Origin of the sequence: Streptomyces sp. NRRL F-5123 (assembly GCF_000721495.1) — a bacterium.
Taxonomy (GTDB): Bacteria; Actinomycetota; Actinomycetes; order Streptomycetales; family Streptomycetaceae; genus Actinacidiphila.
The window spans coordinates 98,731-121,288 of sequence record NZ_JOHY01000015.1 but is presented as its reverse complement, the minus strand read 5'-3'; the positions used below and the strand labels follow the sequence as shown (position 1 = coordinate 121,288).

16 protein-coding genes and 3 pseudogenes are annotated in these 22,558 nt (G+C 70.9%); 7 read left to right on the top strand and 12 right to left on the bottom strand.

The features are described 5' to 3' along the window. Window positions 1-135: 135 nt before the first annotated feature. The 5 genes and pseudogenes from IH54_RS0116720 to IH54_RS0116695 form a co-directional block, all read right to left on the bottom strand. On the bottom strand, window positions 136-1,620 hold the full coding sequence (locus IH54_RS0116720; protein WP_063762319.1) for a cellulose-binding domain-containing protein: 1,485 nt from the start codon (window positions 1,618-1,620) through the stop codon (window positions 136-138). A 109-nt stretch (window positions 1,621-1,729) separates the two neighbouring features. Further along, window positions 1,730-2,776, bottom strand: a complete 1,047-nt coding sequence (locus IH54_RS0116715; protein ID WP_031517507.1) for a pectinesterase family protein — start codon at window positions 2,774-2,776, stop codon at window positions 1,730-1,732. 550 nt (window positions 2,777-3,326) lie between these two features. Continuing rightward, window positions 3,327-4,196, bottom strand: coding sequence for a hypothetical protein (locus tag IH54_RS0116705; RefSeq protein ID WP_031517506.1), 870 nt, complete (start codon window positions 4,194-4,196; stop codon window positions 3,327-3,329). A 272-nt stretch (window positions 4,197-4,468) separates the two neighbouring features. Then, window positions 4,469-4,603: pseudogene (locus IH54_RS47925) on the bottom strand (FAD-dependent oxidoreductase); the annotation flags it as partial. 185 nt (window positions 4,604-4,788) lie between these two features. Continuing rightward, window positions 4,789-5,262 (bottom strand): MarR family winged helix-turn-helix transcriptional regulator, encoded by a 474-nt coding sequence (locus tag IH54_RS0116695; RefSeq protein ID WP_031517503.1) that lies wholly within the window; start codon window positions 5,260-5,262, stop codon window positions 4,789-4,791. A 202-nt stretch (window positions 5,263-5,464) separates the two neighbouring features. On the opposite strand from IH54_RS0116695, the gene IH54_RS0116690 reads away from it, so the two are divergent. The 3 genes and pseudogenes from IH54_RS0116690 to IH54_RS46180 form a co-directional block, all read left to right on the top strand. Next, on the top strand, window positions 5,465-6,343 hold the full coding sequence (locus IH54_RS0116690) for a DODA-type extradiol aromatic ring-opening family dioxygenase (protein WP_052397533.1): 879 nt from the start codon (window positions 5,465-5,467) through the stop codon (window positions 6,341-6,343). Between the two features lie 91 nt (window positions 6,344-6,434). Then, window positions 6,435-7,370, top strand: a complete 936-nt coding sequence (locus tag IH54_RS0116685; protein ID WP_031517499.1) for an NADP-dependent oxidoreductase — start codon at window positions 6,435-6,437, stop codon at window positions 7,368-7,370. Window positions 7,371-7,810: 440 nt separating this feature from the next. Further along, window positions 7,811-7,921 (top strand): annotated as a pseudogene (locus IH54_RS46180) (transposase); the annotation flags it as partial. An 84-nt stretch (window positions 7,922-8,005) separates the two neighbouring features. On the opposite strand, the gene IH54_RS0116680 reads toward IH54_RS46180, so the two are convergent. Then, entirely contained in the window at window positions 8,006-9,004 is a 999-nt protein-coding gene (locus IH54_RS0116680) for a 1-acyl-sn-glycerol-3-phosphate acyltransferase (RefSeq protein ID WP_234343562.1), read from the bottom strand. A gap of 368 nt (window positions 9,005-9,372) precedes the next feature. Further along, window positions 9,373-10,251, bottom strand: coding sequence for a patatin-like phospholipase family protein (locus tag IH54_RS0116675; protein WP_031517495.1), 879 nt, complete (start codon window positions 10,249-10,251; stop codon window positions 9,373-9,375). Window positions 10,252-10,890: 639 nt separating this feature from the next. Between IH54_RS0116675 and IH54_RS43245 the strand changes: the two are divergent. Continuing rightward, a pseudogene (locus tag IH54_RS43245) lies at window positions 10,891-11,174 on the top strand (transposase); the annotation flags it as partial. 242 nt (window positions 11,175-11,416) lie between these two features. Here IH54_RS43245 and IH54_RS0116665 read toward each other — a convergent pair. After that, on the bottom strand, window positions 11,417-12,163 hold the full coding sequence (locus tag IH54_RS0116665; RefSeq protein WP_031517493.1) for a FadR/GntR family transcriptional regulator: 747 nt from the start codon (window positions 12,161-12,163) through the stop codon (window positions 11,417-11,419). Between the two features lie 100 nt (window positions 12,164-12,263). On the opposite strand from IH54_RS0116665, the gene IH54_RS0116660 reads away from it, so the two are divergent. Both IH54_RS0116660 and IH54_RS0116655 read left to right on the top strand, forming a co-directional pair. Continuing rightward, on the top strand, window positions 12,264-14,000 hold the full coding sequence (locus IH54_RS0116660; protein ID WP_031517492.1) for an IlvD/Edd family dehydratase: 1,737 nt from the start codon (window positions 12,264-12,266) through the stop codon (window positions 13,998-14,000). Window positions 14,001-14,045: 45 nt separating this feature from the next. Further along, window positions 14,046-15,233, top strand: a complete 1,188-nt coding sequence (locus IH54_RS0116655) for a fumarylacetoacetate hydrolase family protein (protein ID WP_031517491.1) — start codon at window positions 14,046-14,048, stop codon at window positions 15,231-15,233. A gap of 144 nt (window positions 15,234-15,377) precedes the next feature. On the opposite strand, the gene IH54_RS0116650 is transcribed toward IH54_RS0116655, so the two are convergent. The 4 genes from IH54_RS0116650 to IH54_RS0116635 all read right to left on the bottom strand — a co-directional run bounded on the left by IH54_RS0116650 (window position 15,378) and on the right by IH54_RS0116635 (window position 20,926). Beyond that, complete coding sequence (locus IH54_RS0116650) at window positions 15,378-17,723, bottom strand: beta-glucosidase family protein (RefSeq protein ID WP_043181225.1); 2,346 nt, start codon at window positions 17,721-17,723, stop codon at window positions 15,378-15,380. 74 nt (window positions 17,724-17,797) lie between these two features. Continuing rightward, window positions 17,798-18,694: a carbohydrate ABC transporter permease gene (locus IH54_RS0116645; RefSeq protein WP_031517489.1), complete on the bottom strand. Its 897-nt coding sequence runs from the start codon at window positions 18,692-18,694 to the stop codon at window positions 17,798-17,800. Between the two features lies 1 nt (window position 18,695). Further along, a complete protein-coding gene (locus IH54_RS0116640; protein WP_031517488.1) occupies window positions 18,696-19,598 on the bottom strand; it encodes a carbohydrate ABC transporter permease in 903 nt (300 codons plus the stop codon). Next, window positions 19,595-20,926, bottom strand: a complete 1,332-nt coding sequence (locus IH54_RS0116635) for an extracellular solute-binding protein (protein WP_031517487.1) — start codon at window positions 20,924-20,926, stop codon at window positions 19,595-19,597. The genes IH54_RS0116640 and IH54_RS0116635 overlap by 4 nt, the downstream gene beginning before the upstream one ends. 487 nt (window positions 20,927-21,413) lie before the next feature. Here IH54_RS0116635 and IH54_RS0116630 point away from each other — a divergent pair, with 487 nt between their 5' ends. After that, complete coding sequence (locus IH54_RS0116630; protein ID WP_031517486.1) at window positions 21,414-22,439, top strand: LacI family DNA-binding transcriptional regulator; 1,026 nt, start codon at window positions 21,414-21,416, stop codon at window positions 22,437-22,439. Window positions 22,440-22,558 lie beyond the last annotated feature (119 nt).

Genomic DNA, 22,558 nt, shown 5'->3' with positions numbered 1-22,558 from the left:
CCGCACCGGCCAACTCAGGCACGGACTCGTGCTCGATCGTCATCTCACTCACTTGGCGTCTCCATGATCAACAGATCCGCCGTTTATTAGACACTCCCCCCATCCTGCCGGTGCGGGCCGGCGCGGGGCGGGTGATCAGCCGGTGGCGCAGGCGGTGCCGTTGAGGGTGAAGTGGGTGGGCTGGGCGAAGCTTCCTGTGTAGCTGCCCTGGAAGCCGAAGGACTGGCTGCCGCCCGCCGGTATCTGGGCGTTGTACGAGAGGTTGGTGGCGGTCACCGCTCCCGAGGCGGGGCTGATGGTGGCGTTCCAGGCACTGGTGACGGCTTGGCCGGAGGGCAGGGTGAACGCGACCGTCCAGCCGTTGACGGCGGTGGAGCCGGTGTCGGTCACGGTGACGTTGGCGGTGAATCCGCCGGACCAGGTGCTGGGCACGTAGCTCGCCGTGCAGCCCGGACCGCTGCCGGTGCCGCCGGTGGTGCTGCCCCCGGTGGTCGTGGTGCCCCCCGTGGTGGTTCCGGCGGACGTGCCGGTGGTGGTGGACCCGCCGGTGGTCGTGGTGCCGCCGGTGGTGGTGCTGCCGCCGGTCACGTGGGAGCCGCCGAAGGTCACGTCGAGGGTGCCGTCGGAGGCGAAGGACCAGCCCAGCGCTCCGCTGTAGGAGGAGCAGCGCGACCCGTTGCTGCCGGACCAGAACTGGTTGGAGCTGTCGGCGTCGCCGACGACCTTGTCGTTGGAGCCGGAGCCGCTGCGGCACGAGGTGTTGCTGCGGAAAGTGGACGTGCCCGCGTCGAAGGAGAAGTTGCGCTCGGTGCTGGTGACCGGGCCGATCGGGCCGGTGTCGGTCTTGGTGTAGAGGTCCCAGCCGTCGTCGATGTTGTTGTGCGACACGTCGTAGCGGAAGACGTTGCCGGTACCGACCGTGAGCTTGGCGGCGAAACCGTCGGCGTTCTCGCCGCCGCTGTCGGCGTTGTCGTGCGACTCGGAGCTGACCACCAGGTTGTTGGACGGCCAGGCGCTGATCGAGGTGCTGGAGTCCGCCCGGGAGATCTGGAGGCCGGTGTCGTGGTTGTAGGCGGTGACCGTGCGCTCGATGACGTTGTTGCTGCCGCCGACGGAGATGCCGTTGTCGCCCGCGTGCTCGACCGTCAGCCCGTACAGGTGCCAGTACGAACCGTTGAGCGCCACACCCCTGTTGGAGGAGCTCTCGCTCTGTGCGGAGAAGTCCAGCACCGGGGTCTCCCCCGGGTACGCCGAGATCTCCTTGCGGGCGCTGGACGTGCCGTTGTTGCCGGCGGCGATCGTGACCGTCTGCGCGAGGTTGTACGTGCCCCCGCGCAGGTAGATGGTGCCGCCGGCGGTGATCCGGGTGACCGCCGACGCCAGCGTCGTGGGGTCGGACTGCGAGCCCGACGCACCGGCGGTGCCGGACGGTGCGACGTAGAGCGCGTTGCTGTTCACCGCCGGCGACGCCTGCGAGACCGCGGGGTGCAGCGCTGTCAGAGCGGCTGCTGCGACCAACACGGCGGTAGCGGCGGCGATGCTGCCGGTACGCAGCCCGGACCGGGCCGAGGCGCCCCCGGAGTCCGGAGCAAGGGCAGGGAGGATCCGATCGTGCTTCATGGTGGCGAGACCTTTCGAGGGGGTGGGGTCTGTCCTGGGTGCCGACGCGCGGCCGCCGCTGCCTCTCTGCCGTACGGGCCGTACGTGGAGGCCCGGTCGAAGGCAGCGGTTACTGCGCCGGGTTCCAGCCGTCGCCGCCCGCGAGGTAGGCGGCGGCGGTGAAGGCGGCGGCATCCGCGGCGGACAGCTGCGGGCGGGCGGAGTTGACGGTCGCGCCGGGGCCGGTGTTGGCGTATTCGCCGTAGCGTCCCGGCGTCCAGGTGGCGCCGGAGATACCGGTCCACGGCCCGTCGGTCCTGATCGCCGCGGGCAGCGAGGTCTGGCGGACGACCATCTGCGGAACGGCGTCGCCCGAGGGCTTCCAGGCCCGGCCCAGATACAGCCGCCCGGCGGCGAAGGTGCTGGTCACTGTGTCACCGGTGAGCAGGATGCCGTACCTGTTGCTGCCGAAGGTCGCGGGCGCGGCCAGGTATCCGCTGGTGAAGCCGTCGTCGCTGAGGAGGTTGATGTGTGAGCGGTCCACGACCAGGGTGCCGTTGCCGAAGATGAAGTCGACGTCGCCGTCGACCTCCCCGCCGCGGACGTACTGCCGCAGGCTCCTGGCCGCGGTGGAGTTCCAGGAGAGCAGGGTGTCCTGGTGGCCGTAGAAGTCGCAGTCCAGGTACGTCTGCCGGTCGCCCTCCATGGCCAGTGCCACCGCCTGGGTACCGGTCACCGAGGGGTTGGCCTGCCGGCTGAACAGATTGCGGAAGGTGAGGTGCTGGGCGGTGAAGCCGTCGGCCTTCACGTGCACGGTCGCCGACCCCTCGGTGCCGTACGTCCCGCCACCGGGCTTGGCCAGGCCGTTGTAGCGGGAGCCGTCGATGCGTACGTCGGCGGGGTTCCCGGTGGCGCCGAGCATGGTCAGGTGCAGCTTGGTCGCGGGGACGGTGAGGTATTCGGCGTACGTCCCGGCGGCGATGGAAATCGTGTACGGGGTGGACGAGTTGTCCGGCACCGCGTTGACCGCGGACTGGATGCTGGAGAACTGCGCCCCGGTGTGGGCGACGGTGAGCGTGACACCCGCGGCGTGCGCGGGAGAGGCGATCAGGCCGGCGGCGCACAGCACACCGGCCAGCGCCGAGGTCACGGCCGACACGCGGCGTGAGGGAAACATCGAACCGTCCTCAGATGTGGGGGGTGAGGGACGAGGATCGAATTGCGTGAGCGCTGACATTCACGGCTGCCGGACCGCGCCGTCGAGGGATCCGGGACGGACGGAAGCGCTTCAGGGGAAGAAACTAGGCCCAACTCCCCGGGCTGACAAGACACCGGGCGCACAAACGTCGAAGCGCTTCGATCCCGGATCGGCACAATGCGAGGAGGTCGAGGGAGCGGGTGACGGGGGCGTAGGACATCTCGCGGAGGCCGGCGGCAACGCTGGTGTGGCCGTGCTCGCGGAGCTTGTCGAGGGCGAGGTTGCGCAGGGTGGCCATGAACCGCGGGCGGTCGTGCCGTCCGCGGCCACCGACTCCACCCGCCCCGGGGCTTACCACGAAGCCTGCGTGAAGCGGACCGGCGAGCCGGACAGGTGGTTGTCCGAGGAGGGCTCGCGGGTGACGGGTCAGGGGCGCGTACGGTGGGGGCGTCGGCGGAACGTCGGGCCCGCCCCCGCCGGGACGGACGGTCGAGGACCGGGCAGGGCCGGCCGTTGCCGTGCCGTGTTGTCATCGGCCGAGGTCGAACACGCCCCAGGCGGTGAACGGCTCGGCCTGAACGTAGATCCTGCTTCCCCGGCCGACGACCCGCCGGAGGCCTGGGGCAGAGCCGTCGGGCAGGGTGAGCAGGCCGACGTCCCCCTGCTCGACCGACGTCTCGGCGATCTCTGCGCGGACGAGCCGGTCCTGCTCCTCGCCGTAGCCGCCGTAGAAGGCGACCCGCCGGCCGTGGACGGCCACCGCTTTGGCACCCCGTACGGTGTTCGCCCACACCCTCACGGGCCGGTCGGTGCGGCCGGGACGTATCTCCACAAGCGGGAAGTCCGTGTACGTGCACGCCCAGGCGACGGTGCCCGACACGTTCAGTGCGTAGCAGTCGAAGAGACCGGGGATGTGGGCGTCGTCCGACGTCCAGGTGAGTCGGCCCGCGACGCTCCAGCGGCGGATACCCACTGGGTTTTCGTCGAAGTGCCCGACCCAGATGTGGCCGGCCTCGTCCACGAGCAGGTACTCGACGGCGTCCCCGACGGAGAAGGACGAGGTCTCGCGGCCGAGCGCGTCGAAGACCTGCACCTGGTCCGCGTCTCCGCGCCGGCGGGTGCGGGACGCGGCGACGACGAACCCGCCGTCGGGCAGGCGGTCCAGGTGCGGCCACTGGGCCCGTACGGTGCTCAGCTCGGTGAGTTCGACGCTGCCGCTCGGATCGACGGAGACGACCAGCGCGTCATAGGGCGGAACCTTGCCCCTACGCTGCGGAGGAGCATGTTCGGCGAGCAGCCAGTGGGCGGTGCCGAAAACGTCGACGGTGCTGGTCACGACATGGCGGTCGTGGTGCGCTCTGGGGAGGTGCGCGTAAGGAACGAGGGCGGGCTCCTGCACGGGCGGGCTCTCCTGGGTGGGTTGGGCGGTCACGGCCGTCGGGCGCTGCGGTGAGCGGCGGTCGGCGGCGCGCGAGCGGTCGAGAGCCGAGCGGGGGGGGCCTGGACGGCATGGCCCTTCCCGGTCGTCATGAGGCGATGCTGGTCGACATCCTTACCCGCGGACAAACCATTTCGGCGCGCCGCCTCGTCACGCTGCTCGTCGCAGCAGATCCAGGAGCGTCCGCTGTGTTCGTCGGCGTCCGTGGCGGCGCCGACGAGCGCACCGAGGTGCAGGAGGGTATTGGCCGCGAGGAGGCCGGCGGTGGCTGCCCGCTCCATGAGGGCGACGGGGAGGTCGGTGCGGACGAGGTCGCCCGCGAGGACGAGGCCCGGGTCGGGGGTGGTGACGGTGGGGCGGTCGTGGTGAGGTCGCCACCTGCTGCCGACGAATCTCTGACTCAGGTCGTCACTGGCTTCCAGCCGGGCCGGTAGCTCGTCAGGCACCGGGCAAGGCACGCCGACCCGCCTTGCCCGCCTCGAACGCACCAGCCCTTCCTCAGCGGATCCGTGGAGATTCGAGCCTGGTGAGGGGATGCCGCCCGAGGCGGCGCTCATCCCCTGTCGAGTTCCTGGCGCAGCGTGGCGGCGATGCGGGTGAGCGCGGTGGTGAGGTGGCGCCGCTGGGCGGCGGTGAGTGGGTCGAACACGAGCCGTTTGACCCGGGCGACGTGTTCCGGCGCGCTCTCGGCGAGTTTCTGCCGGCCGGCGTCGGTGAGGGTGGCAAGGGTGTACCGGCCGTCGCCGTGGTCGGGGCGGCGGGTGACCCAGTCGCGGGTCTCGAAGCGATCCATGACCTTCGACAGGCGCGGCTGGGTGCTGTCGCAGTCCCGGGCCAGCTCACTGAGCCGCATCGTGGCCTCATCCGCCATGGACAGCCGGGCCAGCACCCCGTACTCGAAGTTGGAGACACCCGCGTCTCGCTGCAGCTGGCGGTCGAGGGTCGCGGGGAGGGCGATGACGACTGTCAGCAGCGCCTGCCACAGGGCCTGCTGTTCGTCGTCGAGCCAGGGTGACTGCATGTCCATGAACCCCATCGTACTTGCCCAGGCAACTCACGTCATATAGCTCGACAACTCCGCGATCACTTGCCCGATCAAGTGATACCACTTGCCTAGGCAACTCCCTCCGGGATAACTTCTCACTTGCCCAGGCAAGTCAATCCGGGGCATCTTCTCACTTCCCTCGGCAAAAAATCGCTTGCCCAGGCAAGTCAAGGAGCTGATCTCTGTGCCTCCAGCGACCAATCTGACCTCACCACTCGCATCACGCGGACCCGCCGCGGCGTACGACGACCTGCTCTCCCGGGTCCTGCCGCAGGCACGCGAGCAGCGGATGTGGGAGCCCTCGGACGGCCCCCTGCCCAGCCTCTTCGTCAGCCACGGGGCCCCGTTCACGCTCGACGATCCGCAGTGGCTCGACGCCCTCTTCGACTGGGGCCGGTCGCTGCCCAAACCGCGGGCCGTCGTCGTCGTCTCGGCCCACTGGGAACAGGCGCCGGTCGCGATCTCCGGAGCCGCGGCCGGCACCCCGCTGTACTACGACTTCAGCGGCTTCCACCCCCGCTACAAGACCCTCCCCTACGCGACCCCGGACGCCACCGACCTGGCCCGGCGCCGGGCGGGCCTGCTGGGCCCAACGCCGGTGCACCGGTTCACCGGCCGCGGCCTGGACCACGGCGCCTTCGTCCCGCTCATGGCCATGTACCCCGCGGCCGACGTCCCGGTCGTGCAGCTGTCCATGCCCAGCCTCGACTCCGACGACCTGCTCGGCCTCGGCGCGCGGCTGCGGCCCCTGCGCGAAGAAGGCGTACTCGTGCTCGGTTCGGGCTTCATGACCCACAGCTTCGCCGTCTTCCGCCGGCCGGAACTCGCCGCCGCCACCACCGCCTTCGACGCGTGGGCCGTCGACGCCCTCGCCCGGGGCGACGCCGACGCCCTCGTCGACTACCGCAGCAAGGCGCCCGGCGCCGCCGTCGCCCATCCCACCGCCGACCACTTCGTCCCGCTGCTGTGCTCCCTCGGCGCAGCCGACGACCCCAGCAGCGCGATCAGCACCATCGACCGCATGGTGATGGGCAACTCGATCCGGTCGCTGCAACTGACCTGACCATCTCGACACCCCGTCGACGTGCTCCACCCTCACGCACGATCGCCTCATCCCACGGCGACGGCATCAACACACCCAGGAGAAAACTCTCATGAAGGCCATGCGTTTCCACGAGTTCGGCGGCACCGAGGTCCTGCGCTTCGAGGACGTGGACCGGCCCGTTCCCGGCGCCGGACAGGTGCTGGTCCGTGTCGCAGCCACCTCGTTCAACCCGGTCGACGACCACATCCGCGCCGGCCACCTGGCCGAGCTCATGCCGACCCCCCTCCCCTACGTGACCGGGATCGACCTCGCGGGCACCGTCACCGAACTCGGCGCGGGCGTGACGGGCCCGGCGGTCGGCGACCAGGTCGTGGCCATGCTGCCCCTGGACACCGCCGGCGGCGCCGCCGAGTACGCCGTCGTCCCGGCCGACTCCATCGCACCGGCGCCGAAGACCCTCGACCTGGCCGACGCCGCGGCGCTGCCGCTGACCGGCCTCGCGGCCTGGCAGACGGTGTTCGAGCTGGCCGAGCTGAAGCCCGGTCAGACAGTCCTGGTCAACGGGGCCGCAGGCGCGGTGGGCGGCATCGTGGTGCAGCTCGCCGTCGACGCGGGAGCGCACGTGACCGCGGTGGACGGCCCGCAGCACGCCGACCGCCTCCTCGGCTACGGCGCGGAGCGCGTCGTCGGGCCCCTCGACCTCGCCGCGGGCCCGGCCGCCGTGGGCGGTCCCTTCCAGGTCGTGGTGAACCACGTGCGGCACTCCGCGGAAGACCTCGCGCGGCTGACGGACTACGTCGCTGACGGCGGCGTCGCCGCCAGCAGCGGTGGCGCGATTCCCGAGGACCCCGCCCGCGGCGTGCGCAACGCGAACCTGTGGGTCCGCCCCGACGGCGCCCAGCTGACCGAGCTGGCCGCCAAGGTGGACGCAGGCAAGGTCCGGGTCCACGTGGCAGCCCGCCGTTCGGTGACCGAGCTCGCCGCCGTCCACCAGGACGCCGCCGCCGGCCGGCTGCCCGGCAAGACGGTCATCCTCGTCCCCTGACCCCCACGGCCCCACCGGGCCCGCACCGTCCGACCCGCCGGTGACACAACCGGATCCCCTTTCTCGTCCTGCCGGCGAGAAAGGAGATCCGCTCGGCCGCTACGACGGGCGGGCAGGATGCACCGGCGTCTTCGCAGTGGCGCGCGAGCACGTTGACCGGGGAGGATGGCACGCGGACGCGGCTCCGGGTCGATCTTCGGTCTCAGCAACCTCGATCATCTGATGTCGCGTCTCTTGCATCCAGCCGGGCAAGTAGCCCGTCACGCGCACGCCGACTCATCTCGCGTTCCGAGAACGCATCAGCCCTGCCTGGGGTCCGAGGGCGCCGAGAAGTATCACCTGACGACCTCGGCAGCCGGGACCGCCGTTCCCCGGCGCGGGACGATGGGCCGCTTGGACTCCGAACTCGCCCCTTGTCCTCGCGAGTTCGGGATCGTGATGTCGGTGTGGTGGGCCACCGCGAGATCCTCGGCCTCGACGTCGCCACCTGCGAGGACGGCGCCGGCCGGCTGGCGTTTCTGCGATCCCTGACCGCCCGCGGCCTGGGTGGCGACACTTCTGCGGACGGTGTTCGAGCAGCCCGGCACCGACGCCGTCCGGGCCCAGAGCGGGTAACCGGCGGGTGGCCGGGCGGGTCAGACGTGGGTGGTGCCGGGGGGCGCGTGGGCGGCGATCCAGGCGTCCACGCGGGTCCATTGTGTGAGCAGCCACTCGCTGCGGGCTTCCCGAGTGCGAGGTATGTCGCCGGACCTGACGCGCCACCAGTGGGCCTGCACCGGCTGGTGCAGGGGGATGCCGTTCCAGGCCGAGCGGACCGAGTCGATGACGTCCAGGCCGGAGTGCGCCACGAAGATCACGTCGGCGGTCGGCGCCGCCTCCAGGGCCGCGAGCACGCCCGCGTCGCGTGGTGGCAGGACGTAGTGCAGTCGCGTGGCTCGTGCGGCCCTCGGCAGGCGGCCGTGGCGGCGGAGGGAGGCCACCGCTCTGCGGTGGCGGCGCGGGGTGAAGTTGCCGCCTTCCGGGAAGAGGACGAGCGCGTCTCCCGGGCCCAGCGCCGCTGCCAGTGCGCCGATCGCCTCCTGGTCCCTACCGTCCGGCGCGGGCAGGAAGCAGTGCGGGACCTCGCTGACCAGGAAGTCCAGGCACGGGTCCGCGCGCAGCGAGCCCTTGAGCACCGTGTACGGGCGCAAACCCGCCTGGCCGAGGAGCACGTGGAGGACGAGGAAGGAGTCGCCGGGGCCGGCGTGCCGGGCGAAGACCAGCAGCGGCGGGCCAGGCTGCTCCGCCGGCGCCGGTACCCGTGGGGTGATGCTCAGGTCGAGGCCGAACAGGGGGCGCGCCGCCGCGCGCAGGTACGTCAGCAGCCGGGCCAGCACCGCGTACGCGCCCGCGACGCGTGCCTCGCGCGCGCCACGGCGGCCCGGCGGGTGGCGTACGTAAAGCGTCGCCGCCGCGACGAGGCCCGCGCAGTCCGCCAGCAGGTAAAGGAGCAGGAAGCCGACGACGCGGGCCGGCCGGGCCGGTCTGCGGGCGGCGAGGGACACCGCGCCGGCGAGGGCAGTGACGGCGAACACCGCGGCCACGACCGGAATGAGCGCGAGCAGCAGCGGCACGGTGGTGGTGCGTCGCGCCACCGCGAGGGCCGCGGCACCCGCCCGCCGGCGCAGACCGGCCGCCGTACCGGTACGGCGCGTGGCGGCTGCCGTGGCGGCGGCTGGTGGCGTGCTGCCCGCACCGGCCCCCGGGGGCGGGCTCCCGGGAAGCGCGGCGTCCGCAGCGGCCGCAGGCCGCTGGATCTCGGGGGGCGTGCTGCGGGGGCCGCCTGGCACGCGCCGGGCCTCGGAAGCCGCCCCCTGCGCGCCCCCCGCTGCAGGAAGCGCACCCGCGTCGACCGCCGCCTGCCGAGCGCCCGGCATGGCCTCCGGCTCGCGCGCAACCGGCGTGCCCCCGGCGCCACGCCTCGCCGGCGCGCCCGACGCAGGCGCGCCCTCCCGCGGGGACGTCACTGCGACGCCTTTCCACCGCCGGGGCCGGCGAGAGCTGCGTCCAGGTAGCGGGAGGACGCCGTGTACGCCGCCTCGATACGCTGGGCCGTGTGGCCGAACGTGCGGTGGCGCAGCTGGCCAAAGGGGCTGGGGGGCTCCTGCGCGGAACCGCTGGGCAGTACGTGGACGGTCACTCCGCCCGGCAGTTCCGCCATGTCACGGGCGAAACGGTGACGGCGGGCGATCTCGAAGGCGACAAGGGCGACCTCCCAGGGCAGCCGCGGCGGCCGCAGGGCGCGTTCGACCCGCCCCACCTGGAGGACGTAGACCTCCTGCGCGCCAAGGGCCACCGCCCGGGCGACGGGGATGCTGTTGACAAGTCCGCCGTCCACGAAGTGCTCGCCGTTCAGTTCGACGGGCGGCAGCAGGCCCGGTACGGCGCACGAGGCGAGGACCGCCTCGATGAGCGGGCCGTCCTCGAACCAGTGCTCGGCGGCCTTCTCGATGCTGGCGGCCACGCACTGGAAGGGTACGGCCAGGTCCTCGACACGGCTCACCGGCAGGTGCGAGCGGAGCAGGTCGTCCAGCGGACCAGGTGCGTACAGGTGGGTACCGCTGCGCACGACGGTGGTGAGCCGGCCGAGAAGCGAGCCGGTGAACACGCCGGCCCGGCCGAGCCCGGTCCACAGGTCCGCGAGGCGGTCGATGGCGGCGGGCGACGGTTCGGCGGCCACCGCCGCGCCGTTGATCGCGCCCACGGACGTGCCGACGACTGCGTCCGGTCGGATGCCGGCGGCGAAGAGCGCTTTCAGCATGCCCACCTCGTGGGCGCCCAGCGCCCCGCCGCCGCCCAGCACGAAGGCCCTTCTCGGGCCACCGGTCGCTGCATCGTCCATAGGTCCCTCATTGCCCCGGCCAGTCGCGTTCACGCCCGGACGGCCCTGAAGTCCGCCCGACCGGTTGCGGTGCACGCGCTCGTACCGGAGGGGTCCGGGCGGACCCACACCGTCCGCAAGTAGTCCGGAAGCCGGCTCGCGTCCTGACCCTGCACCGGCTCCCCTCCAGCTACCAGCCGCGCCGCAGCCCCCGGCAGGCCGGCGGCCGGGCCGCCCTCGGCCTCGTGATACCGCTCACTCGACCTCACCGTACGTCGCCCATCGTCCGCGCAGGTCGTGCGGCATGTTCGTATGCGTGGAGGATGCCGCCGAGTCGGTTGCGTCGCCGGATGTCGAGGTGGTTGATCTGCCGCGTATTCGCGGCTGGTATCGGCGGTGGTCGGAGGGAGTTCGCGTCGGCAGGTCTGCACCCGCCGTTCCGTGATCGCGTTCGTGCGTGGGATTCGGATGCCGACGAGTACGACCTGGATTCCCGCGTCGTCGAGGACGGTGTCGAAAGGGCGGGGAACTTCCCGTCCCGGTCGCGGAACAGGAACCTCGCCCGGCAGCCGGTGTCGTCGAGGTCCATGACGAGGTTCCTCACGGCTTGCGTCACCCGTACCGCGGTCGGGTGGGCGGTGGCGCCGAGGATCCGGATGCGGCGGCCGGCTGACGGTGCGCCTGCTGATCTACGGCTGCACCACCGGCGTCCGCTCCTCCCGGGCGGTCTGGCGCAAGTGCGCCGACGACGTCGCCTTCCGGGCCTGGCCGTCGGCCAGGCCCCGGACTTCCGCTCGATCGCCCGGTTCCGCCGCCGCCTGGACGCACTCGCCGACCTGTTCACCCAGTCGCTGCACCTCGCCATGGGGCTCGGCATGGCCAAGCTGGGCCGCGTCGCCCTGGACGGCACGAAACCGGAGGCAGGCGCCTCAAAGCACAAGGCCTGTCCGACAAGGGCGCGCACAACTGGTGCAGACCGGCGAACGCCAACTCCCTCTCGGACTCCACGCCCGCCGCACGCACCACCCGGAAGCCCGAGGCGACTCGGCAGGAGTTCGCAGCCTGGGAACAACTCGAGGCCTACGCCGACGACGTAGACCGCGCGGGCCGGCCGGACCGCTGAAATCGTGGCGCCGGCCCGAGCCGTCTTCAGCTTGCCGCTGACGCTCCTGCGAAGCCGGTCGGGTCATTCGGCGTCACGCGGCAGTCCGGGTGACTGGGCGATCTCCTTTTCGGCCGCTTCGATGACGGCCAGTACCGCGGCCGCCGCAGCCGCGGGATCTCCGGCCGCCACGGCCTCCACGATGGCGCGGTGGCCGGGCAGCGAGGCTTCCACCGCGCCCGGGGTCTGGGTGCTGACGAGGAAACTGTGCTCCAGGGCGATCCCGATGGCACGGCCCAGTGAGCCGAGCAGACGGTTGCCGCCGGCGTCGAGCAGTGCCCGGTGGAAGGCGATGTCGGCCTCGACGTACCCGCTGCGGCCGGGTTCCGCCGCGGCGGCCTCCATGGCGGCCAGGGTGTCGTACAGGGCTCGTACGTCGTCGGGACAGGCCCGGCCGGCGGCGAGCCGGGCTGCCTCCGGCTCGACGATCCGGCGCAGTTCACTCGTGTCGCGCAGCAGTGCCGTGGCGTCCCCGGCCTGCTTCCAGCGCAGGACGTCACGGTCCAGGTGGTTCCAGTGCCCGGGGGGCAGGACGCGCGTGCCGGTTCGCGGGCGTACACGCAGCATCCCCTTGGCCACCAGAGCCTTGACCGCTTCCCGCAACACGCCCCGGCTGACGCCGATCTCGGTCGCGAGCAGGTCCTCGACCGGCAGCGGATGCCCCGGTTCCCACACTCCGCCCACGATGCGGCGGCCGAGCTCGTCGACCACGCGCTCGTACGTGGTCGGGAAATGCCCCACGATCTCTGTTCTCCCCTGGACGCCATTCATCGAATCATTTAATGATTACTCCCAAGGCTACGGCCTGCGGGCCCCCGCCCGACACCGCCCCACCGCGAACCAGCCGACGCGAGAGCACAGGAGTACCCACATGACCGACGGGAACCACACGAGCCGTCGCAGCCAGGCATGGTTCGGTGCGAGTGGCCGCAGCGGGATGCTGTACCGCTCCTGGATGCGCAACCAGGGACTCGGGCACGAGGTGTTCGACGGCCGCCCCGTCATCGGCATCGCGACCAGCGCCTCCGAACTCGCCCCGTGCAACGCCCACCTGACCCGCGTCGCCGAAGCCGTCAAGCGCGGTGTGTGGCAGGCCGGCGGCCTCCCGCTCCAGTTCCCCACCATGGCCACCGGCGAGACCCTGATGCGCCCCACCGCCATGCTGTACCGCAACCTCATGGCCATGGAGGTCGAGGAGCTGATCCGGGCCAACCCGCTCGACGGCGTCGTACTCCTGTCCGGCTGCGACAAGACCACACCCGCCATGCTCATGGGCGCCGCCAGCGTCGACCTGCCCGCCGTCATGGTCACCGGCGGGCCGATGCTCAACGGCAAGTACCGGGGCCAGGACGTGGGATCCGGCACCCACGTGTGGAAGTTCGAGGAGGACCTGAAGACCGGCCGGATGACCGAGGAGGAGTGCTTCTTCGCCGAGGGCTGCATGGCGCGCTCCGACGGCCATTGCATGACCATGGGCACCGCCTCCACGATGGCCTGCATGGCCGAGGCGCTCGGCATGCAGCTGCCGGGCTCGGCGGCCTGGCCCGCGGTCGACTCCCGGCGGATGGAGACCGCGCAGTCGGCGGGGCAGCGCATCGTGCGGATGGTGGAGGAGGAGCTGCGCCCCTCGCGGATCCTGACCCGGGAGGCGTTCGAGAACGCCATCCGGGTCAACGCGGCCATAGGCGGCTCCACCAACGCCATCATCCATCTCACCGCCATCGCCGGACGCGTCGGCGTCGACCTGGACCTCGAGGACTTCGACGAGCTGGCCCGCGCGGTGCCGACCCTGGTCAACCTGATGCCCAGCGGCAAGTACCTCATGGAGGACTTCTGCTACGCGGGCGGGCTGCCCGCCGTCATGGCCGAGCTGCTCCGCGGCGAGCTGCTGCACGGCGAGCCGATCACCGTCACCGGACGCGGGATCGCCGAGAACGTCGGCAGCGCCGAGAACTACAACACCGACGTCATCACCGGCCTCGACGCCCCCTTCCAGCCGGCCGGCACCGGTACCGCCGTCCTGCGCGGCAACCTGTGCCCCGACGGCGCCGTGATCAAGCAGTCCGCCGCGTCACCGAACCTGCTCACCCACCGCGGCCCCGCACGGGTCTTCGACTCCCCCGAGGCCTACCACGCCGTCGCCGACGACCCGGATCTCGACGTCGACGAGAACACCGTCATCGTCATCCGCAACGCCGGTCCCAAGGGCTACCCCGGCATGCCCGAAGTCTCCAACGTCCCGCTGCCCGCCAAGCTGTTGAAGGCCGGGCTCACGGACATGGTGCGCATCTGCGACGGCCGGATGAGCGGCACGGGGTACGGCACCGTCGTACTGCACGTGGCGCCCGAGGCCGCCGTCGGCGGACCCCTCGCCCTGGTGCGCGACGGCGACCCCGTCGTCCTCGACGTCCCGAACCGCACCTTGAACCTGGACGTGGACGACGCCGAGCTCACCCGGCGGCAGAAAGCGTGGCAGGCACCCGCCGAGCGGCACACCGGCGGCTACGCCTGGCTCTACACCCAGAACGTGGAACAGGCCGACCGGGGCGCCGACTTCGGTTTCCTGCGCGGAAGCCGTGGCCACGAGGTTCCCCGCGACTCCCACTGAGCCCGCTCCGGAGACCGGCCCCTCGAATCCAGGAGAACACCGATCATGGAATCAGCAGCAGCGCGTCCTCGCCCTGTCCTCACCGCCGCGTCCGTTCTGCCGGAGGACGCCGACCGGGCCGCCCTTGTCGCACGCGTCCACTCCCCGGAGTGGGACGGGCCGTGTGTGGCCGCGGTCCGCGGCGAGCAGGTCGTCGACCTGACGTCCATCGCGCCCACCGTCTCCGACCTGCTGGAACGCGACGACGCGGCGGCGGTCGTCCGCGAGGCCGGCGGCGGATCCACCTGGAGCCTGGACGAACTGCTGCAAGCCCCCGCCAACCGCCGTGACGTTCCGCATCTGCTGGCCCCCATCGATCTGCAGGTGATCAAGGCCGCGGGCGTCACCTTCGCCCGGAGCCTGCTGGAGCGCGTCATCGAGGAGCGCACGGGCGGCGATCCGGCGCAGGCAGCCCGGGTGCGCGAGCGCGTCGGGCAGGTGGTGGGCGGCGCGCTCGACGGTATCCGTCCCGGATCGCCGGAGGCGGGCAAAGCCAGAGAACTGCTGATCTCCGAAGGGCTCTGGTCGCAGTATCTGGAGGTCGGCATCGGGCCGGACCCGGAGGTGTTCACCAAGGCCCCGGTGCTGTCCGCCGTCGGCACCGGAGCCGACGTCGGAGTGCTCGGCGCCTCGGTGTGGAACAACCCCGAGCCCGAGGCCGTCCTCGTCGTGGACTCGCGCGGCCGCGTGCGCGGCGCCACGCTCGGCAACGACGTCAACCTCCGCGACGTCGAGGGACGCAGCGCGCTGCTGCTGTCCCGTGCCAAGGACAACAACGCGTCGTGCGCGATCGGCCCGTTCGTCCGCCTGCTCGACGACGGCTTCGGCCTCGACACCGTACGCGGGCTGGACATCGACCTGCGGATCGACGGCACGGACGGCTACGTACTGCACGGCAGCAGTTCCATGAGCGAGATCAGCCGCGACATCCTGGAGCTGGTGGCCGCCACGCACGGCTCGCACCATCAGTACCCGGACGGTTTCGCGCTGTTCACCGGAACCCTGTTCGCCCCCACCGAGGACCGACACGCACCCGGCGCGGGCTTCACCCACGAGTACGGCGACATCGTGCGGATCTCCAGCCCTCGTCTCGGTGCTCTCGTCAACACCGTGGTCACCAGCGAGCAGGCCGCACCGTGGACGTTCGGCGTACGAGCGTTGATGCGCTGCCTCGCCCGGCGCGGCCTTCTGTGAGCTGCACGGCTCCGGTCGGACACCGGGGACGAGCATGGGCTCCGGGCGCCGGAAGCCGCCGCACAGACGGCGAAGGCGGCGCCGACGCACGGCCCGGTGTGCGCAGCGGCGCCGCCGTTGCGACGGACGCTGCGCACACCCTGGTCAGGCCCGCCCCACCGGCTCCTGCCCGAATGTGGCATGGAGGCGCCGCGTGTGGTCCACGTGCCGTTTGGCTCCGGTCAGCGTGACCCTGGCCGTCAGGCGCGCATCCGCGCTGGAGGCTGCCAACCGTATTTCCAGTGCGCCCGGTTCGACGACGCGCCGCCCGTCGTGGCCGGTGAACGATGCGAGGTCGGCCGGTACCGCGACACGAACGCGGCGGGCCTCGCCCGGCTCCAGTTCGAGGCGGGTGTAGCCGACGAGGCGCTGCACCGGCTGGACGACGGAGGCGACCGGGTCGTGCAGGTAGAGCTGGACGACCTCGGTGCCCGACCGGTCGCCGGTGTTGCGCACGGTGAGGGCGAGGGTGAACTCTCCGTCCGTCGGGGCCTCCTGGGTGTCCACGGTCAGGTCGCTCCAGTCGAACTCCGTGTAGGACAGACCGTGGCCGAAGGCGAACGCCGGGGTCGGGTCGACGTTGGACACCTCGCTGGCGTGCGCGAGCCGCGCACCGAGGTACGAGGTCGGCTGGGAGCCGGGGCCGCGCGGCACGCTCACCGGGAGGCGACCGGAGGTATTGACACGGCCGCTGAGAACCCCGGCGATCGCATGAGTTCCCTCCTCCCCCGGGAAGAAGGACTGCACGATCGCGGCGGACTCCTCCACGGCGCGGCCGAGGGCATACGGCCGTCCCGCGAGCAGCACCGTGACCACGGGCGTGTCCAGATCGAGCAGGGTGTCGAGGAGGTGCTGCTGCCCACCGGGCAGGACCAGTGCTTCGGCATCGCAGCCCTCGCCGCTCGTGCCCCGCCCGAACAGCCCGGAGCGGTCGCCGAGCACCACCACAGCGACGTCGGCCTCGCGTGCCGCCTGGGCGGCCTCGGGGATGCCGGATAGGTCTCCGTCGTCGATTCCGGTACCGCGGGCGACCGTGATCTCGGCGTCGGGGAACTCGACGGCGAGAGTGTCGACAAGCGTGGGCAGCTCGATGCCGACCGGGGTGCCGGGGTGGCGGACGCCGATGTGCTGAGGGAAGGAGTAGCAGCCCAGCACCGCAGTGGGCTCGGTCGCGTTGGGGCCGATCAGGGCGATACGGCGGGGCCCGGCGAGCGGCAAGGTGCCGTCGTTGGTGAGCAGGACGATCGCCTTCTCGGCGATCTCGCGGGCCAGTTGACGGTTCTCGGGCCGGTCCAGGTCGACCGTGCCGCGCAGCGCCTCCGGGTCGTCGGGATCTGCGCCGTCGAGCGCGGCCGGCTTCGGGCTCCACTCGGGGTCCAGTAGGCCGAGCGCCGCCTTCTGGACGAGGACGTGGCGCAAGGCACGGTCGATGAGCTCTTCCGGTACGCGGCCCTCGGTGACGGCCTGCACGAGGGGGGTGCCGAAAGTCTTGACGTTGGGCAGTTCGACGTCGATTCCCGCCGCGAGTGCGGTGCCGGCGGCTTCGGCCCAGTCGGCTGCGACGCCGTGCAGGGTCTTCAGGAAGGCGATGGCGAAGTAGTCGGCGACGACGGTGCCGTCGAAGCCCCAGGTGTCGCGCAGCAGTCCGGTGAGCAGGTCCTCGTCGGCTGCGGAGGGCATGCCGTCGGTGTCGGTGTAGGCGTTCATCACCGAGCGGGCGCCGCCCTCGCGGATGGCCATCTCGAAGGGGGGCAGCAGGACGTCGGCGCGTTCGCGCGGGCCCATGGAGGAGGGGGCGAGGTTGCGGCCGGCACGTGAGGCCGAGTAGCCGACGAGGTGCTTGAGGGTGGCGACGACACCGGCGGACTCGAGGCCTTGCACGTACGCCGTACCGATGCTGCCGACGAGGTAGGGGTCCTCGCCGATGGTCTCCTCCACCCGGCCCCAGCGGGCGTCGCGTACGACGTCGAGGACGGGTGCGAGGCCCTGGTGGACGCCGACGGACCGCATGTCGCGGCCGATGGCGGCTGCCATGCGGCGCACCGTGTCCGGGTCGAAGGTGGCGCCCCAGGACAGCGGAACGGGATAGGCCGTCGCGCCCCAGGCGGCGAACCCGGCCAGGCACTCGTCATGCGCCAGAGCGGGGATGCCGAAACGGTTCGCCGAGGCGATGCGAGCCTGGGTGCGGGCCAGGGAGAGGGCACCGAGGGCGGGATCGACGGGGACGGTGCCGAAGGGACGCGTCAACTGACCGAGTCCGGTGGGCAGCAGCGCGTCGAGGTCGACGGCCTCCTCCATGTCGTGCTGGTGGGGCGCCACTTCGCCGCCCTGGTCGGAGGCGCCGACCCACACGCCGAACAGCTGGCCGGTCTTCTCCTGAAGGGTCATCGCGTCGATCAGGGCGTCGACCCTGGTGGTGGCGGGAAGGGTGGGATCGTTCCAGAGGGGCATTTCGGGGGTGGTCTCCACGGCCACGGTGGCGTTCCCTTTCCTCCGGCGCCCGTCGGGCCCGGTCCGCGTGCCGATCAACGGCTGAATCCGGCGGTCAGACCGCTGAGCAGCTGCCGGCGGCCGAACGCGTACAGGACCAGGACGGGCAGTGTGGTGAGGACGACGGCTGCGAGAACGGCGGGGACGTTGACGCCGTACTGGCCCTGGAAGGACCACAGCGCGAGCGGCAGGGTCCGGCGGCCGGGGCTCTGGGTGAGGACCAGTGGCAGCAGGAACCCGTTCCAGATGGTCAGTCCGTTGAAGATGGTCACGGTGAGGACGGCCGGGCGGGTGAGCGGTACCGCCAGTCGCCACAGTGTCGTCCACTCACCGGCGCCGTCGACCCGCATCGAGTCGAACAGTTCCTTGGGGATGTCGCGGACGAAGTTGGCGAGCACCAGCACGGACAGCGGGATGGCGAAAGCCATCGACGGGAGGATCAGCGCCAGCAGGCTGTCGTACAACCTCAGCTTGATGATGATCAGGTAGACCGGGATCACCGTCGCCTGCAGCGGGATGGCCAGCCCCATGAGGAACAGCCCGTTCATCGCGCGCAGGACCCGCATGCGCCAGCCGCGTACGATCGCGTAGGCGGCCATGATGGAGAAGGCGACCGCCGGCACCACGGCGCCGACGGTGACCACGACGCTGTTCGCAAAATAGCGGATGAAGTCGGACTCGATGACCAGCCGGTAGTTGGCCAGCGTGGGGTCGCTCGAGGGCACCAGCGGGTTGCTCGCGTAGTAGCGGCTCTGGGCCTTGAGACTGGTGATGAGAATCCAGTACAGGGGTATGACGACGACGACGAGCCAGACCCAACCGGCCAGGCCGGCGGTCCAGTTGTGCCGGCCGGCCGCCGTGCGGGAGGGGCGTCGCCGCTCGTGGCGGGCGTCCTTCTCCGGATGCTGCGTCCTGGTGAGCGTGGTGGTCACGTCAGGCCCCCTCGAGTTGGCTCTCACCGGCGTCCCGGCCTCCGAGCCGGCGCAGCAGCAGGGCGAGGGCGAGGCCGATCAGGACCAGGATGGTCGCGATGGCGCTGGCCGGCCCCATCTGGCTGCCCCGCCATCCCCGCTTGTACATGTCCAGCGCGAGAACCCGGGTGGCGTCTCCGGGGCCGCCCTCGGTCAGGACCCAGATGAGGTCGAAGAAGGTCAGCGATCCGACCACCATCAGCGTGGACGAGGTGATGACGGTGTATTTCAGTTGGGGCAGCGTGATGCTGAAGAACTGCCGGATCCGCCCGGCTCCGTCCAACTGCGCCGCCTCGTAGAGGGACTTCGGAATCTGCTGGACCCCGGCCTGGTAGATCAGCGAGTGGAACGGGATGAACTGCCAGGAGACGACGAAGACGATGACACCGAATGCGAGCCCGGGCCTGCCCAGCCAGTCCTTGCTGAGCGCCCCGATCTTCAGCCCGGCGCCCAGGCCGAAATTGGGGTCCAGCAGGGCCTTGTACGCGACCGCGATCGCCGCGGAGCTGAGCAGCAGGGGGATGAAGTACACCACGCCCAGCGCCGCACGGTAGCGCGGGCGGCCGGCCAGGAAGGTGCCGAGCAGGATGCTCAGGGGGGTCTGAACGGCCCAGGACGCGATCATCACGAGGAACGTCACCCGGAGTGCGTGCGGCAGCCCGGGGTCGGAGAGGACCGTACGCCAGCTGGTCAGTCCGGACGCGTGGATGGCACCGATCCCGTCCCATGTGGTGAAGCTCAGCACGAGGACGCCGACGAGGGGAACCACGGCGAAGCAGACGAAGACCACCAGCGCCGGCGCCGCCAACCACGGCAGGATGCTGCGCGGTCCGCGACGCTGCGGATGGCTGGTGAGGGCGCTCATTTGCCGAGGACCGCGTTGAGGTTGCCGGCGAACTGCTCGGGCGAGACGGACAGCTGGAACAACTTCGAGATGTTGTCCAGCAGCGTCTCGGCGGCCATCGGGCTGAGCGCCTGGTCCCAGGACTGGCCGAACGCCTTGGCCTTGGTGGCGATGTCGTAGGTGAGTTGCAGGAAATCCGCACTCTTGGAGGCGGCCAGCAACTTCTCGGTGCCCAGCCGGATCGGCACCGAACCGATGTCGATCCACTGCTTCACCTCGGCGTCCTGCAGGACGCCGTTGGCGAAGAACTCCTTGGCGACCTTCTTCTCCTCGTCACTGGCCTTCGAGGAGATGGACAGGTACTGGGCGGGGTTGCCGAAGCTGTTGCTCGGATCGCCCTTGCCGCCTTCGACGGGCGGGAAGTTCATGTAGCCCAGCCCGCCGCTGGAGACGAAGTCCCCGCCGTCGGCCTGCTGGATGCCGTACGACCAGGCGCCGTGCAGCATCATCGCGGCCTTGCCGGTGTACAGCAGCGCCTGGTCGGCGTTGGAGTCCGCTGTGATCGAGGAGAAGCCCTTGATGAACCCGTTGGCCCTGACCAGCTCCTGCACCTTGGTCAGCGCGGTGATGGCGGCCGGGTTGGACCAGGCGTTCTTCTCGCCCTCGACGACGGCCTGGAACACCTCGGGTCCGCCGATGCGGTCGAACAGGAATTCCAGCCACATCATGTTCGTCCACTGGGACTGACCGCCCAGGGCGAACGGTGCGATGCCCTTCGCGTTGAACCTGGGCACCAGCGCCATGATGTCGTCCCAGGACTGCGGCGGGTTCACGCCGACCTGCTCGAAGAGCCTCTTGTTGTAGTAGAGGATGATCGGCTGCACGCACTCGCACGGCATCGCGTAGATCTTGCCGTTGACGGTAGCCGCGCCGAACGAGGTCGGGAACACCCGCTTCTTGACCTCGGAGTGCTCGCCGAACCACGAGGTGAGGTCCTCGACCTGACCCGCCTCCACGTAGGTGCGCAGCGTCCCGCCGCCCCAGCCGTAGATGATGGTGGGCGCCTGCCCGGCGCCGATGGCGGTCTTGATCTTCGTCTTGTACGCGTCGTTCTGGAAGGTCGTGTCCTTTATCTGCGCCTTGGGGTGGGCCTTGTTGAAAGCCTTCACCGCGCGGGCCCTCACGCCTTCCTGAGGCTGACTGCTCAGGTACCAGTAGGTGGCGCCGACGTTGCCGCCGCCGGGACCGGAGGAGCCGCAGGCCGTCAGCGCCGCCGAGACCGGCAGGCCGGCGGCCATGCCGAGCAGGGTCCGCCGGGACAAGGTACGTCGAGAGACAGGGATCTCCATGGTGTTCTCCGCACTCGAGGGCCACCGGCGTCTCAGAGATCATGCCGAAAACGTTTCGAAACCACCGGCTGACTTTTCCGTGAGTGCACGTTAGATTTCGAAGTGATGTCGTGTCAAGGGATGGGCAGCACGCCGCTGAGTACCCGTCAACTCCGGGTAACATCAAGTCATCACGGCGCTCACGGGGCCCGGAAGGGATCGAAAGGTTTTCGAAACATCGAAGGTGAGAGCACGACAGAGTGGGTATGCGATGACCGTGGTTGGTTCACTGCCGGTGACGGACGAGGTCGACGACCTCCTGGCCGCGACGCCGGCGCCGGCGACGACGGCCGGCGTGTCGGCCGACTCCGGCCCGCGGCAGGCCGCGGGTGCGACTCCCTGTCTCCGCGCTCCCTGCCGGTTGCCGTACGGTTGGGCGGGCCCACCCGAGTGACCGGCCGTGGCCGACGGCTCACCACACCGGTGGACGTACAGCTGAGAGGAACCGATGCCACCGAACGCCAGGCGTGCCACTTTGGCTGACATCGCCCAAGCAGCTGGGGTCTCCGTCGCCACCGTGTCCAAAGTGGTCAACGGTCGCGGTGACGTGGCGGCGCAGACCCGCGCCCGGGTGCAGGAACTGCTGTACCAGCACGAGTACCTCGCACCGGTGTTCCGCCACACCGAAGCCCTGGAGAGCCCGATCATCGAGGTGCAGTTCCAGGGCGAGGTCAAGTCCTACGTGGCCCGGGCCCTGGAAGGCATCATCGACTCCGCCGCCGAGGCAGGGGCCTCGGTGGTGATCAGCAAGGCATCCCGCACCCCGCACTGGGCACGGGATCTCGTCTCAGCCGGACGCCGCGCCCTCATCGTGGTCACCAGCGTCTACACCGCCGAGCACCTGAAGGAGCTGGCCCGGGCCGGGCTGCCCATGGTTGTGCTGGACCCGCTGCACCTGCCCGACAGCCGGGTCCACAGCGTCGGGGCGACCAACTTCTCCGGTGGCCTGGCTGCGACCCGGCACCTGCTCTCCCTCGGCCACCGCCGTGTCGCCTATCTCGGCGGACCGGCCATGGCCGTGTGCAACCAAGCACGCATGCACGGCTATCGCGCCGCCATGGAGGCGGAAGGAGCGCGTGTACCCGACGCCTACGTCCGGCCCGGAGAATTCACGTACGAGACCGGCCTGCTCGGCGCCTCGGCACTACTGGACCTGGAGGAACCACCGACGGCGATCTTCACCGGCAACGACGAGATCGCCCTCGGTGTCATCGAGGCTGCCCGCGCCCGGGGCCTGCGCATCCCGGAAGACCTGAGCGTGGTCGGCTTCGACGACACGGACATCGCTCGGATGGCATCACCGCCACTGACCACCGTGCGCCAGCCGTTGAGGGAGATGGGCGGTGCCGCCCTCCGTACCGCCCTCCGGCTGGTGAACGGAGGCAAGGTCGAGTCCCACCACATCGAACTCGCCACCGAACTGGTGGTACGCGCCTCAACGGCACCGCCCCGGGGACGAGACCTCACCGCGTAGGCAATCGCAGGTGGCGACCCTTCGGACGGGGCCGGCGATCCACTCAGGGGTGTCTTGCGCGCGGGCCGCCGTGAGTTGGAGGCGAGGGTCTGGAGGCCTCGACGGGCCAGAAGCGGTTT

What these genes read in the sequence shown, in the direction of transcription:
- IH54_RS0116655 (WP_031517491.1), top strand. Translation starts at nt 14,046, where the DNA reads ATGGAATCAGCAGCAGCGCGTCCTCGCCCTGTCCTCACCGCCGCGTCC.
- IH54_RS0116660 (WP_031517492.1), top strand. Translation starts at nt 12,264, where the DNA reads ATGACCGACGGGAACCACACGAGCCGTCGCAGCCAGGCATGGTTCGGT.
- IH54_RS0116695 (WP_031517503.1), bottom strand. Translation starts at nt 5,262, where the DNA reads ATGGACATGCAGTCACCCTGGCTCGACGACGAACAGCAGGCCCTGTGG.
- IH54_RS0116685 (WP_031517499.1), top strand. Translation starts at nt 6,435, where the DNA reads ATGAAGGCCATGCGTTTCCACGAGTTCGGCGGCACCGAGGTCCTGCGC.
- IH54_RS0116715 (WP_031517507.1), bottom strand. Translation starts at nt 2,776, where the DNA reads ATGTTTCCCTCACGCCGCGTGTCGGCCGTGACCTCGGCGCTGGCCGGT.
- IH54_RS0116650 (WP_043181225.1), bottom strand. Translation starts at nt 17,723, where the DNA reads ATGCCCCTCTGGAACGATCCCACCCTTCCCGCCACCACCAGGGTCGAC.
- IH54_RS0116720 (WP_063762319.1), bottom strand. Translation starts at nt 1,620, where the DNA reads ATGAAGCACGATCGGATCCTCCCTGCCCTTGCTCCGGACTCCGGGGGC.
- IH54_RS0116675 (WP_031517495.1), bottom strand. Translation starts at nt 10,251, where the DNA reads ATGGACGATGCAGCGACCGGTGGCCCGAGAAGGGCCTTCGTGCTGGGC.
- IH54_RS0116665 (WP_031517493.1), bottom strand. Translation starts at nt 12,163, where the DNA reads ATGAATGGCGTCCAGGGGAGAACAGAGATCGTGGGGCATTTCCCGACC.
- IH54_RS0116635 (WP_031517487.1), bottom strand. Translation starts at nt 20,926, where the DNA reads ATGGAGATCCCTGTCTCTCGACGTACCTTGTCCCGGCGGACCCTGCTC.
- IH54_RS0116640 (WP_031517488.1), bottom strand. Translation starts at nt 19,598, where the DNA reads ATGAGCGCCCTCACCAGCCATCCGCAGCGTCGCGGACCGCGCAGCATC.
- IH54_RS0116630 (WP_031517486.1), top strand. Translation starts at nt 21,414, where the DNA reads ATGCCACCGAACGCCAGGCGTGCCACTTTGGCTGACATCGCCCAAGCA.